We start from the raw sequence: 13,097 nt of genomic DNA, 5'->3' as shown, positions 1-13,097 counted from the left end.
CGCAGGTTCATGCCCTCAGGCACGAACACACTTAGAAGCGGTAGCCTACGCCAACGTTCCAGGTGCCAACGTCAACGCTACGAATGCGGTTCTGCTCGTAACCGACATCCAGGGCAACGTTCTCGATTGGGTTGAACTGCAGACCGGCACCGTAGGTGAAGCCGTAGTCAGCGGTATCGTGACGAGAAGTACCGTTCTGAGCGTTGGTAGTGAATTTACCGTAACCCAGACCAACCAGACCGTAGATGCTCGCCCAGTCATTGATGCGGTATGCTGGACCGGCAGAGATAGAGTTGTACTGAGCTTTGTTGTAGAAACCGTCCTGAGAACCGTCCTTTTCCAGGTGGGTAAAGGAACCGATTACGCCCAGTGGGTTGTTGTCGAACTCGTAACGGTATTTCAGGTTGAAACCGTCGGCCTTGTTAGCAACGCCTTGGAAATCACCCTGCGCATAGCCAGCGGATACGGTGCTCTGACCAGCGAATGCGGTACCTGCGCTAACTGCTAATACGCAAGCTGCTACTGCGGAAAGACATGCAATTTTTTTCATAACCACCTCAAACGCGTTTTATTATTAAGTACATCCATTTGTTCATGCTTTGAAAATATAACAAAAATTAGCGTGAAACTCTGCCTTGAAATGAGTGTCTAATGCTTTATATCGTGTAACAGAAGATTTCAAGAACAGTGTATCTGCTTCTTTTCGCTCTATTTTCGGCCATATTCTACGGCTTTCTGTGACAAAAATCACCAATTTAATATCCAGATAATTCTTAAGAAAAAGCGCACTTTTTGACCAAATCCACCCCATCTCATCCGAGGATCGGTGGATTTCACCGCGATGCGCGCTTTTCTCAGACAGATTTTCGCCATTTCATTTACACTGCTCGCATCCCCGTTTCGACCGTTTTCTCAAGGCTGAGGAACGGCGCATAAAAGGCCCGTTAAGGATGTCGTTATCTACTTCCGGCAGAGCGCCCTCCGCGCTGCTGCCTATCTGTCTGTTAATCATCGCCATGGTGTCTATCCAGAGCGGTGCCTCGTTGGCCAAAAGCCTGTTCCCGATCGTGGGTGCGGAAGGCATTACGACGCTGCGTCTTTTCATCGGCACCCTGATTCTGTTCATTATCTTCCGCCCATGGCGTATGCGCATCGCCGCCGGTAGCCGCTTGCCGCTACTGATTTACGGCCTGTCGCTCGGCGCGATGAATTACCTGTTCTACCTGTCGCTGCGCACCGTGCCGCTCGGCATCGCCGTGGCGCTGGAGTTTACTGGCCCGCTCGCGGTGGCCATGTTCTCCTCGCGGCGGCCGCTCGACTTCCTCTGGGTGGCATTGGCGATCGCCGGATTATGGTTCCTGCTGCCGCTCGGCCACGGCGTGGGCGGGATAGACCCCTTCGGTGCCGCCTGCGCGCTTGGCGCCGGCGCCTGCTGGGCGGTCTATATCATCTTCGGCCAGAAGGCCGGCGGCGATCACGGCCCCGGCACGGTGGCGCTCGGCTCGCTGATCGCCGCGTTGGTGTTCTGCCCGATCGGCGCCTGGCAAACCGGCAGCGTGCTGTTCAACGTTGAGATTCTGCCGATAGCCCTGGCGGTAGCCATCCTCTCCACCGCGCTGCCTTATTCGCTGGAGATCATCGCGCTGCCCAAAATTCCGGCGCGCACCTTCGGCACCTTGATGAGCCTGGAACCGGCGATGGCGGCGTTATCCGGCATGCTGTTCCTCGGCGAACACCTGAGCGGCGTGCAATGGCTGGCGCTGGCGGCGATCATCGCCGCCTCCATGGGCTCCGCCCTCACCATTCGCCCCAAACCTCGCCTCGAAAGCCTTTCCTGATCGCCCGACCCGCCTGCAGACCGCAACGTCGGAATGCAGGCGGGTTAACTGTTTTCCTCGTGACAAGTCGGCATACTTCCCCTTAGCCTGTATCGCAGGCTCTTTGGACTTTCGCTCACATGGAGAATAACAGTGATTCACAACAGCCTGTTCAACCCACGCTTCGGCCGCGGACTCGCGCCGGCGCTGGTTTCAACCCTGACCGAGTTGCGCCGATGCGACCTGCCCGAACTGGCGCTGGGGCATCACCCGATCGACGGCGACAACATCTTTATGGACGTGATGACGCTGACCACCGCGCCGGCGGCGGAAAAGCGCGCCGAAATGCATCAGGAATACATCGCGCTGCATCTGCTGATCACCGGTGAAGAACGAATCGAATACGGCCTGGCGGGCAACGGGCATCGTGAACACCCCCACGCGGAAAATAGCGATCTGCTGCTGCTGGACATTAAACGTCACCCGCAAACGCTGCACATGACGCACGGTATGTTCGCAATCTTTTTCCAGATGGAACCGCACAAGACCGGCTGCCTATGGCAGCGCCCGCAGCACATTAAGAAAGCGGTGGTGAGGATCCATCACCGCCTACTGCTGTGACCCTGCGGCAGCGCCCGTAGAAAATCGGCGGCCTGGCGGGGAGAGCGCAAGCGCTTGAAATGGCGCCCTACATCGGTACGGGCCATCTCCGCCAGGTATTTTCGCCGGTTCTTCGAGTAAGTGCGGATCGTCCACAGCACGATCGACTCACGGCTGAAGAAAGAACGGCGGAAACTTTCACGATTGCCGGTGCCCGGCCACAGCTCACGTTTGCTGGCCGCGCGTCGGCACGCCCGGCGCACGGCCTGCCACAGCGTGCGGCAGAAGCCGTAGTCCAACCACAGGATATAATCGACTTCGCGCCACTTAATCGGTTGCGTGCGGCTGTAGTTGCCGTCCAGCACCCAGCCTCCTCCCGCTTCGGCCAGCGTCTGCTCTAACCGCGCCAGGAACGCGTCATCGGGCGTACCCTGCCACTCGGGCCGCCAATACAGGCTGTCCATCTCGATATAGGGAACGTCAAGCCGTTCCGCCAATTGACGCGCCAGGGTGCTTTTACCGCTGCCGCTGGTGCCGACGACGTTAATTTTCATCACTCGCCAATAAAAACTGGGATAATTCCCTTACTTTAACCGCATCAATTACGGCTATCAATCTGAATAGGCTTACAATTAACAGCACGATAACAATATGGATATTTAGTCGAATCAGCCTATCCGCAGAAAATAAGATAACAGGGATAAATCGTCACTAACCAAAACAATAACAAAAAAAATAAAAATAGCAATTAAATTCATTGCATTACATAGAAACACAAACCAAATTAAAATATTGACATTAGACCAAGCCTATTTGTGCAATAGCCATTTTCGTACGGCAAAAATAAATACCCCTGCTATAATTGATCCCGTAACGAAATAGGACAACGACTAATCAAGAGGATATCTGATATGAGTACCGCTAAACTGGTGAAAACGAAATCTTCTGATCTGCTGTATACCCGTAACGATCTGGACGAAAAAGTCAAACTGGCCGCCATCAAGGCGCTGAACCATCAGGTCGTGCAATTTATCGATCTTTCGTTGATCACCAAACAGGCGCACTGGAACATGCGCGGCGCGAACTTCATCGCGGTTCATGAAATGCTGGACGGCTTCCGCACCGCCATCATCGAGCATCAGGACACCTTCGCCGAGCGCGTAGTGCAACTGGGCGGCGTGGCGCTGGGCACCGTACAGGTCGTTAACGATCAGACGCCGCTGAAAAGCTATCCGACCAATATCCACAGCGTGCAAGAACACCTGAAAGCGCTGGCCGATCGCTACGGCGCGGTGGCGAATGACATCCGTAAGGCCATTACCGAAGTGGAAGATGAAGACACCGCCGACATGTTCACCGCCGCATCGCGCGATCTGGACAAGTTCCTGTGGTTCATCGAATCCAATATCGAATAACGCCGCAACGCGTTGCAGACCGCCCGTCGTGCCGGGCAGAACAGGCTGGGCTTCGCCCGGCCTTTTTTCTTTTGCGCGGTCGTTGAATTGTGCAAAAAACGGCCCATATTAAACGGTAGGGTTCCCTTGTTAGGAGGTGATGATGGCCAGCGGCTGGGCGGCAGATGGCGCCGTACAAGATCAGATTGACTCCACCATCGACGATGCGGTGCAGCGTGCGCGTGATGCGCTCGGGCATGGCGAGAGCGAACGCTATTGCCAGGAATGCGGAGAACCGATCCCGGAAGCGCGCCGCAAGGCGTTAACAGGCGTGCGTTTTTGTCTCGCCTGCCAGGCAGAACAAGACAAAAAACACGCGGCCAATAGCCTGTACAACCGGCGCGGCAGCAAAGACAGCCAGTTGCGTTAGCATTATCTGCTCCCCTTTTTCTCCTCTCGCGGCCCCCGCTTGCACCGTCGGTGCATCATGAAAGTTAGAGTTAGTTATCAATATTGAAGCAAAAACGTTAAAGAACGGTTGTTTCACAGCCAAAATTTGGTTAATGATAGCCCCGTGCACCAAGATAATTCTTACGCACCATTTCGGTGCCTCATTGTGGTGCACAACCATAACAATTCGCCTTTTCGGCACAACATCACGAAGTAACTCTTTGTTTTTATAGTAGTTGAAAACATGGCACGATTTTTTCATGGCACCAACTGCAATATAAAAAATGGGTAATCCGCAACCTGTACAGGAATTCCTCTCATGAAGTCGATTTTTAAAGTCTCCCTGGCCGCACTCTCTCTGGCCTTTGCCGTAAGTTCCCACGCAGCAGACAAACTGGTGGTTGCCACCGACACCGCTTTCGTTCCTTTTGAGTTCAAACAAGGCGACAAATACGTCGGCTTCGACATCGATCTGTGGGCGGCTGTCGCCAAAGAGCTGAAGCTGGACTACACCCTGAAACCGATGGACTTCGGCGGCATCATTCCGGCGCTGCAGACCAAAAACGTCGATCTGGCGCTGGCCGGCATCACCATCACCGATGAGCGCAAGAAAGCTATCGACTTCTCCGACGGCTACTACAAGAGCGGCCTGCTGGTAATGGTCAACGCCGACAACAACAGCGTGAAAAGCATCGACGATCTAAATGGTAAAGTGGTGGCGGTGAAGAGCGGCACCGGTTCGGTGGATTACGCCAAGCAGCACATCAAAACCAAGGATCTGCGTCAGTTCCCTAACATCGACAACGCCTACATGGAGCTGGGCACCAAGCGCGCCGATGCGGTGCTGCACGACACGCCAAACATCCTATACTTCATCAAGACGGCCGGCGCCGGCAAGTTCAAAACCGTCGGCGATTCGCTGGAAGCGCAGCAGTATGGCATCGCCTTCCCTAAAGGCAGCGACGAGCTGCGTGAGAAGGTGAACGGCGCGCTGAAAACCCTGCGCGAGAACGGCACCTATAACGAAATCTACAAGAAGTGGTTCGGTACCGAACCTAAGTAAGCTGTGAATTTGGCAAGCTATTAACTTAAGCACAGGGGGTCGCTTAACCCCCTGCGCTTCGTTGTATCTGATACCCACGTTTGGGATCACCGGGAGAAATATCATGCAGTTCGACTGGAGCGCCATCTGGCCCGCCATTCCTATCTTGTTAGAGGGCGCCAAAATGACCCTGTGGATTTCGGTCCTCGGTCTGATTGGCGGCCTGATCATCGGCCTCGTCGCCGGCTTTGCCCGCACCTACGGCGGATGGATCGCCAACCACATCGCGTTGGTGTTTATCGAAGTGATCCGCGGCACGCCGATCGTGGTGCAGGTGATGTTCATCTACTTCGCCCTGCCGATGGCATTTAGCGACTTGCGTATCGATCCGTTCACCGCGGCAGTGGTGACCATCATGATCAACTCCGGCGCCTACATCGCGGAAATCACCCGCGGCGCGGTGCTGTCGATTCATAACGGTTTCCGCGAAGCCGGCCTGGCGCTCGGCCTGTCGCGCCGCGAAACCATCCGCTACGTCATTATGCCGCTGGCGCTGCGTCGCATGCTGCCGCCGCTGGGCAACCAGTGGATCATCAGCATCAAAGACACCTCGCTGTTCATCGTGATCGGCGTGGCGGAGCTGACCCGTCAGGGTCAGGAAATTATTGCCGGTAACTTCCGCGCGCTGGAAATCTGGAGCGCCGTGGCGGTTATCTACCTGATTATTACCCTGGTGCTGAGCTTCGTGCTGCGTCGTCTGGAAAGAAGGATGAAAATCCTGTGATTGAATTTAAAAACGTCTCCAAGCATTTTGGCCAAACCCAGGTGCTGCACAACATCGATTTGAAGATCGACAAAGGCGAAGTGGTGGTGATCATCGGGCCATCCGGCTCTGGCAAATCCACCCTGCTGCGCTGCATCAACAAGCTGGAAGAGGTGACCAGCGGCGATCTGATCGTCGATGGCCTAAAAGCCAACGATCCGAAAGTGGACGATCGGTTGATCCGCCAGGAAGCCGGCATGGTATTCCAGCAGTTCTACCTATTCCCGCACCTGACGGCGCTGGAAAACGTCGCCTTTGGCCCGATCCGCGTGCGCGGCGCGAAGAAGTCCGATGCGGAAAAGCTGGCGCGCGAGCTGCTGGCTAAGGTCGGTTTGGCGGAGCGCGCCCACCACTACCCGTCCGAACTGTCGGGCGGCCAGCAGCAGCGCGTGGCCATTGCGCGCGCGCTGGCGGTGAAGCCGAAAATGATGCTGTTCGACGAGCCGACCTCTGCGCTCGATCCGGAGCTGCGCCACGAAGTGCTGAAGGTGATGCAGGATCTGGCCGAGGAAGGCATGACGATGGTCATCGTCACCCACGAAGTCGGCTTTGCCGAAAAAGTGGCGTCGCGCCTGATCTTTATCGATAAGGGCCGGATTGCCGAAGACGGCAACCCGCACGACCTGATCAACCATCCGCCAAGCCCGCGTCTGCAGGAGTTCCTGCAGCACGTTTCCTGATCCTGGCGGTTTAACGGCGGGCGCGTGGCGCGCCCGCCGCTTTCATTCCGCACGCGTTCCCACGCCCCATCGCGTTTCCTTTCCTACTATATTCATTGTTTTCATCGTATTGCTCTGACATCCGCCGATCACAGAACGCCAAAGAGAGGAACAATGCCGCCAAACGCATACTCCCGACGAGGTTCTCATCTGCGAGAACACCTGCTTTTCCTGCTGCTGTTGCTGACCTTGAGCGTCTTCGCACCACCGGCGCTGGCGCAAAACGCGCCGCCTGCGCCCGCCGACAAGAGCGAGCAGCAGAAGGCCGCCTACGCCGCGCTGGCCGATCTGCTGCAAGACGACAAAGCGCGCGCGGAACTCATCAATCACCTGAAACAGACCGCCGGCGACGCCCCCGCCGCAGCGCCGGCAACGTCGGAGGAATCGACGCCAGCCACGCTGAGCGACAGCCTGAACTCGCTGGCGCAGGAAGGCATCGGCACCTTTAACCAGAAGCTCGGCGCGCTGCAAAAGCTGATCGACTCCGGCCCGAAGCGCGTTTTCAATCCCGCCGGCTTTTTCCGCGCGCTGGGCTACTTTCTGCTGACGGTGGCGGTCACCTTTGCGCTGTTCCACCTGATCCGGCGGTTGATCGCGCCGCTGTACAAACGCATGGGCAGTTGGGGACACAATGCGCGGCTGCAGCGCGGCCCGTGGTATAAGCGCCCCGCCGCCATTCTCGGCGCTTTCGCCGTCGATCTGCTGGTGCTGCTGCTGGCGCTGGCGGCGGGCAATCTGTTCGCCCGCCACGTCCACGCCGACAGCGCCACCATTCTGCGGCTGCAGACCCTGTTTCTCAGCGCCTTCGCGGTGATTGAATTTTTCAAGGCGGTGCTGCGGCTGATTTTCGCCCCTAACTTCGACTACCTGCGTCCCTTCCCCTTCAGCGACCGGAGCGCACGCTACTGGAACACGCGCCTCGCCTGGCTCAGCGGCCTGATCGGCTATGGCCTGATGGTGGTGGTGCCGGTGGTGGCGGTACAAATAAGCTACCCGGCCGCCGCCGCCGTCAACCTGGTGGTGATGCTGGCGCTGACGCTGTACGCCATTTGGCTGATCCTGCACAACCGCAAACCGATACAGCAACAGATCAACCTGCTGGCCGAACGGTCGATGGCGTTTTTCAGCGTGATCCTGCGCGGCCTGGGGCATATCTGGCACCTGCTGGCGATCGCCTATTTTCTGGTGTTGTTCGTGCTGTCCCAGTTCGACATCGGCAACAGCCTGCGCTTTATGATGAGCGCCACGGTGAAAAGCCTGCTGGTGGTCGGCGTCGGCGCCCTGCTGTCCGGCATGCTGACCCGCTGGATCTTCCGCCGCATTTCGCTGCCGACCGACGTCAATCTGCGCTATCCGATGCTCGAGCGGCGCATCAACTCCTACATCCCCAACGGGTTGAAGATACTGCGGGTGATGGTGGTGCTGGCGGTGACGCTGTTTCTGCTCGACGCCTGGCACCTGATCAACCTGTACCAGTGGGCGGGCAGCGAAAATGGCCAGCGGACGCTCGGCGGGCTGGTGCATATCCTGCTGATCCTGCTGATTGCCGTCTTCAGCTGGACGCTGATGGCCAGCATCATCGAACACCGCCTGGCGCTGGAACTGAGCAACGGCGTGCGGCCGAGCGCGCGTGAACGCACGTTGCTGACGCTGTTTCGCAACGTGCTGGCTATCGTTATCAGCACCATTACCGTGATGATCGTACTGTCGCAGGTCGGGCTGAACATCGCGCCGCTGCTGGCGGGCGCCGGCGCGCTGGGGCTGGCCATCAGCTTCGGCGCCCAGACGCTGGTGAAAGACGTGATCACCGGCGTGTTCATCCAGTTCGAAAATGGCATGAACACCGGCGAATACGTCACCGTCAGCGGCATCACCGGCACCGTGGAGCGCATGACCATCCGCTCGATCGGCCTGCGCGACGACTACGGCGTCTATCACATCGTGCCGTACTCTTCGATCACCACGCTGGCCAACTATGCGCGTGAGTTCGGGGTGTATCGCGCCAACTACACCGTCAGCCGCGACGAGGACATCGATCGGGTCAATGAGGTGCTGCATCAGGCCATCGAGGCGCTGAAGCAGGATGAACAGGTGAAGCATTTCCTGATTGGCGAGCCGGTCTTCAACGGCGTGGTGGCGCTGGGAGACCGCTCGTTCACCACCCGCGTGACGGTGCGCACGCAGGCGCTGAAACAGTGGGTGGTGCAATACGCCCTCGACCGGCTGGTGAAAATCCATTTCGATCGGGCCGGTATCGGCATGCCGCAACAGGCTATGCAGATCTCCCGCGCGCCGCAGCCGCACGAAGAACAGGCGCCGCCCGCGGCGATCTGAGGTTAGCGCCCGCGCCCGCAGGGCTGAGCTGCCAGGAAGGCCGCCACGTCCTGCCGGTAGGCATCGTATTGCACCGAGCGCGGCGCAAACAGGCCCACCACGTTGATCAGCCACGGATGGCGCGCGAACAGCGGTTTGATCATCACGTGGTCGGCTTCGTCGATGCGCGTCACCGTCAACAGCGAGGCCGGGACCGTTTGCCGATAAACGCGCTCGGTTTCGTCCGCGTCCACGTTGACGTCACGCCCGCCCAGTATCAGGTGTACCGGCGTGTTGAAATTTCGTAATCCCGCCGTCGCATCGCTGGCCATGTTGGCGCGAATAAAGCGCCAGCGGTCGGCGCTCAATGCGGCGGTGGCGCCATACTCACGGCGGTACTGCGCGTAGCCGTCCGGTTGTTCGAGCAGCGTTTGAATGTGGCGCCAGTGCGCCTCGCGCGCGGCGATCGACGCTTCATTGTCCCCTGCCGCCACCATCGCTGCCCGGGTGTTATAACGCCCTTGCCGCAGCCAGTTGATCGCCGGCGCCAACGCCAGCGTGAAGGCGATGTCGGGGCGCAAACGCGCCACCTCCGGCATCACCCACCCCGCCTGGCTGGTGCCCCAGAGCCCCACGCAGCGCGCATCGAAGCGCCCGTCCCGCCGGGCCCAGTCGATGATATCGGCGGTTTCCCGTGCGCGATCCGCCATGGTCTGATGCAGCCAGTTGCCGCCGGAGCCGCCAACGCCCGGCTTATCGAAGGATAAAACCGCATAGCCCTGCTGCGCCATCACCTCCCAAATGCCGTAATAGCCTTCGTCGCGGCTGGCGTTAGCCGGCCCATCGCCGTGCACGAACACCACGATGCCGGGCTTGATCGGCGCATGCTGCGGCAACACCAGCGTGCCGGTCAACCGGTTGCCGCCGGCGGTCACCACGACCGGTTCGGTGACAAAGCGAAAGTCGTTGACGTAAATCACCCAGCCAAGCGCCGCCAAAACCAGCGCCACGAGGCACAGCCCTATTTTGCGCACGTCGCCTCCCCGTTGCGTTTCTCCATCAATATCCAATCGGCCTGGCCGAACAGTAAGCCCAGCGAGGCGTAATGCTCTTCGCGCCGCACCTGAAAGCCGCAGCGCCGGTACAGACGCTGAGCATCCACGTTGCGCCGGCTGACGTGCAGGCTCAGACGCCGGCCTGTGCCTTGTTCGGCGGCGTAGTCGTTCATCCACTGCAGCAGCCGCCTGCCCACCCCTTTACCGCGCTGGTTCTCGGCCACCGCCAGGTAAGAGAGATACAGCTCACCGGCCGCCGGAGTGTGCTGCAGCACCGCAATTTGCAGATACATGCGCCTAACGTTTAGCCAGCCATAGCGGCGGCACAGCCGCCAAATCGGCAAGGTGCGCGGACGCAACCCGACGTTGTTCTCGCCAGCGGCCGCATTGAGCGCAAAGGCCGCCACCACCTGTTCATCTTGCTTCACCACGAAGCTGCGCTCCCGGCTGCCGCTTTGCTGCCAACTCCACAGCCGATAGAACAGACGCCACTGAAGGCGGGCGCTGAGACGGCGCGCGCGCTGAAACTTGTCGCTGAACGCGGCGTAGATCAGCGCCGCCGTTTGCAGGCGATCAGCGTCGCGATAAGGATCAATATGCAACATATCAACCTCGTCTAGGGTTGGCGGTAGAGCAGCTGCTCCAACAGCCGCACCGGCGCGGTCTCCTCCGGCGCAGGCGACGCAAAGATCGCCTGCCGCCAGGCCTGGCTTTCGATCACGTCCAGCACCAGCTGCGCGAGCGGTAACGGCGCTATCGCCGCCGCGATCTCACCGGTTTGCTGAGCCTCGGCGATCGTCGTCGCCAGCGCCTCAATCAGTTGCCGCTGGTTGGCGCTGAACGGCTCGGCCAACGCCGGGTTGCGTGCCACCTCCGCCACGATTTCCGCCGACAGTTGCACATTGGCCGGCTCGGCGACAAAGGCGTGATAGGCGGTGAAAAAGGCCGACAGCGCCTGTTTCGGCCGCGTTCTGTCGGCCCGCAATCCGGCGGCGAACTCGGCGAATATACCGTTTTCCAGCAGCGCAATTTCGCCGATCAACGCCTCCTTGCCGGAAAAATGGTTATAGAGGTTGCCGACGCTGACGCCCGCTGCCTGCGCGATATCTCGCATGCTGGTCTGGTGAAATCCCTTATGGGTAAAGCTGTGCAGCGCGGCCTCGACAATCTTTTCTCGATTTCCCATCGTCAGTTCCCGAAACGGTGAAGGGGCGCCTGGCGCCACAAATTGACATCAACAAATGAACGAACGTTCGTTCATTTTCAAGTCTAGCATAGACCGATAAAATTGAACCGCAGCTCAACGGCGCAGGAATCGGTAGGAAGAGGCAAACGCCGCCCCGCTTTTAGGGGCGGCGCCCGGCACACTCAGTGCAGCGCGTCGCCCTGCTTCACTGACGTAAATGCTTGCATCAGCTTCACGACGTCGTGCATGCCGATGTTGACCTGGTTGATCACTTCTCCGGCGTCATGGGTCAATGCCACGCCGCCGCCAGCCTGTTCCACGCAGGTCGCCATGCCGGCGATCGCCGCCGCCACGCCCTGCTGGATAGACTTGGTCATGCGTTCGATCTCGGTCGCCGCCTTGCGCGACTGCTCCGCCAGCGTGCGCACTTCGTTGGCCACCACGGCAAAACCGCGCCCGTGCTCACCGGCGTGGGCGGCTTCGATGGAGGCGTTAATCGCCAGCAGGTTGGTTTGGGAGGCGATTTTACGAATGGCTTCGACGATGGTGCCGATCTGCTGAGAGCACTTACCGAGCTCGGTGACCACGTCTGAGGTTTCGCGCGCCGCCGCTTCGACCTGCTGCATGCCCTTCACCGCCTGCTGCACGATGATCGCGCCCTGCGCCGCCTGCCGATCGGTATCGAGCGACAGATGATGCGCGTTGCGCACCATCTCTTCTTCGTGCTGCTGCTGTTGCATCAGCCGGGTGATGTCCTGGGCGATCTTCACCACTTTCACCACCTGGCCGTCGTTGTCGAGGATCGGGTTATAGCTGGCCTCCAGCCATACCTGTTCACCGCGCCGGTTGACGCGCTCAAAACGCCCGGTGATGAACTCGCCGCGCGCCAGGCGCTGCCAATGCCGCCGATAATCGTCGGAAGCGGCGAACTCCGGCGGGCACAGCACCGCATGCGACTGCCCACACGCCTCTTCCAGCCGATAGCCCATCAGCGCCAACATATTGTCGTTGGCGCTGACAATGGTGCCCTGCGGCGTGAAAGAAATCATCGCCATCGAGCGATTCAACGCCGCCAGCAGGCTGCGGTGCTCCTGTGCCTGCGTCACTCGCTCGGTCACTTCGCTGGCGATCTTGACGATTTCCACCACCTTACCCTGTTTATTCAGCACCGGCGCATAGGTGCCCTGCAGCCACACCGCCTCGCCGTTTTTCGCGATGCGCTTTATGGTGTCCGTGATGGGTTGGCCTTTATTCAGCGTCTCCCAATGTTTGCGATATAACGGGCTGGCGACATAGTTCGGATCGCAGAAAATACGGTGATGCTGACCTATCACGTCATCACGTTGAAATCCCAGCGTGCTGAGGAAAAGATCGTTGGCGCGCAAGACCGTGCCGTCGAGCGAAAATACGATCATCGGAACGGCGTGTTCTATCGCGCTCAGCTCGGCGCCTTTGTGGGTAGTTAACTGACTGAATCGTAACAGCATAAGGTGTAGTCCTTGTGGCAGATGATGGCGCTTTTCTTATTTTTCCTGGCCACATGCCGCGCCCACACGCAGACGTGCCATCGCGGAAGGAACGGGCAGCGCCGCTCCTTCTGGTTATTGCTCTTAACCGGATTAAATTTATTTATTCAGTAAAGTAATTATTCGAATTTAAATAAACCAACAACCTAAGATTTTTATTATGAAAACTGTA

14 protein-coding genes are annotated in these 13,097 nt (G+C 58.7%); 8 read left to right on the top strand and 6 right to left on the bottom strand.

Annotated features, from left to right (window positions below):
* Window positions 1-31: 31 nt before the first annotated feature.
* Window positions 32-550, bottom strand: coding sequence for an outer membrane protein OmpX (gene ompX / locus ACMGGW_RS05765; RefSeq protein ID WP_019454480.1), 519 nt, complete (start codon window positions 548-550; stop codon window positions 32-34).
* A gap of 400 nt (window positions 551-950) precedes the next feature.
* Here ompX and rhtA point away from each other — a divergent pair, with 400 nt between their 5' ends.
* The gene (rhtA, locus tag ACMGGW_RS05760) at window positions 951-1,838 is read left to right on the top strand and encodes a threonine/homoserine exporter RhtA (RefSeq protein ID WP_167324953.1); all 888 of its coding nucleotides are present in this window, start codon (window positions 951-953) and stop codon (window positions 1,836-1,838) included.
* A 132-nt stretch (window positions 1,839-1,970) separates the two neighbouring features.
* Window positions 1,971-2,438: an N-acetylneuraminate anomerase gene (gene nanQ / locus ACMGGW_RS05755; RefSeq protein WP_025302088.1), complete on the top strand. Its 468-nt coding sequence runs from the start codon at window positions 1,971-1,973 to the stop codon at window positions 2,436-2,438.
* Here the strand turns inward: nanQ and ACMGGW_RS05750 are convergent.
* Window positions 2,420-2,971, bottom strand: a complete 552-nt coding sequence (locus tag ACMGGW_RS05750) for an AAA family ATPase (RefSeq protein WP_025302087.1) — start codon at window positions 2,969-2,971, stop codon at window positions 2,420-2,422. The genes nanQ and ACMGGW_RS05750 overlap by 19 nt on opposite strands.
* A gap of 357 nt (window positions 2,972-3,328) precedes the next feature.
* Between ACMGGW_RS05750 and dps the strand changes: the two genes are divergently transcribed.
* The 6 genes from dps (at window position 3,329) to ybiO (ending at window position 9,179) form a co-directional block, all read left to right on the top strand.
* A complete protein-coding gene (gene dps / locus ACMGGW_RS05745) occupies window positions 3,329-3,832 on the top strand; it encodes a DNA starvation/stationary phase protection protein Dps (protein ID WP_025302086.1) in 504 nt (167 codons plus the stop codon).
* A gap of 142 nt (window positions 3,833-3,974) precedes the next feature.
* Entirely contained in the window at window positions 3,975-4,241 is a 267-nt protein-coding gene (locus ACMGGW_RS05740) for a DksA/TraR family C4-type zinc finger protein (RefSeq protein WP_025302085.1), read from the top strand.
* 339 nt (window positions 4,242-4,580) lie between these two features.
* Window positions 4,581-5,324, top strand: a complete 744-nt coding sequence (gene glnH, locus ACMGGW_RS05735; RefSeq protein ID WP_004939223.1) for a glutamine ABC transporter substrate-binding protein GlnH — start codon at window positions 4,581-4,583, stop codon at window positions 5,322-5,324.
* Window positions 5,325-5,427: 103 nt separating this feature from the next.
* A complete protein-coding gene (glnP, locus tag ACMGGW_RS05730) occupies window positions 5,428-6,087 on the top strand; it encodes a glutamine ABC transporter permease GlnP (RefSeq protein WP_019454487.1) in 660 nt (219 codons plus the stop codon).
* Window positions 6,084-6,806 carry a glutamine ABC transporter ATP-binding protein GlnQ gene (gene glnQ, locus ACMGGW_RS05725; RefSeq protein WP_004939230.1) on the top strand — a complete coding sequence of 241 codons (723 nt, stop codon included), beginning with the start codon at window positions 6,084-6,086 and terminating at the stop codon, window positions 6,804-6,806. Before glnP ends, glnQ begins: the two co-directional genes overlap by 4 nt.
* A gap of 153 nt (window positions 6,807-6,959) precedes the next feature.
* On the top strand, window positions 6,960-9,179 hold the full coding sequence (gene ybiO, locus ACMGGW_RS05720) for a mechanosensitive channel protein (protein ID WP_053085973.1): 2,220 nt from the start codon (window positions 6,960-6,962) through the stop codon (window positions 9,177-9,179).
* A 2-nt stretch (window positions 9,180-9,181) separates the two neighbouring features.
* Here ybiO and ACMGGW_RS05715 read toward each other — a convergent pair whose 3' ends face one another.
* The 4 genes from ACMGGW_RS05715 to ACMGGW_RS05700 form a co-directional block, all read right to left on the bottom strand.
* The gene (locus tag ACMGGW_RS05715; RefSeq protein WP_197832350.1) at window positions 9,182-10,192 is read right to left on the bottom strand and encodes a CocE/NonD family hydrolase; all 1,011 of its coding nucleotides are present in this window, start codon (window positions 10,190-10,192) and stop codon (window positions 9,182-9,184) included.
* Window positions 10,180-10,818, bottom strand: coding sequence for a GNAT family N-acetyltransferase (locus tag ACMGGW_RS05710; protein WP_197832349.1), 639 nt, complete (start codon window positions 10,816-10,818; stop codon window positions 10,180-10,182). The genes ACMGGW_RS05715 and ACMGGW_RS05710 overlap by 13 nt, the downstream gene beginning before the upstream one ends.
* 11 nt (window positions 10,819-10,829) lie before the next feature.
* Window positions 10,830-11,399, bottom strand: a complete 570-nt coding sequence (locus ACMGGW_RS05705) for a TetR/AcrR family transcriptional regulator (protein WP_025302081.1) — start codon at window positions 11,397-11,399, stop codon at window positions 10,830-10,832.
* Window positions 11,400-11,581: 182 nt separating this feature from the next.
* Window positions 11,582-12,886: a PAS domain S-box protein gene (locus ACMGGW_RS05700; RefSeq protein WP_197832348.1), complete on the bottom strand. Its 1,305-nt coding sequence runs from the start codon at window positions 12,884-12,886 to the stop codon at window positions 11,582-11,584.
* Between the last annotated feature and the right edge of the window lie 211 nt (window positions 12,887-13,097).

This window comes from Serratia sp. BNK-4 (genome assembly GCF_048685115.1).
GTDB lineage: Bacteria > Pseudomonadota > Gammaproteobacteria > Enterobacterales > Enterobacteriaceae > Serratia > Serratia bockelmannii.
This window is presented reverse-complemented; position numbering and strand designations above follow the sequence as displayed.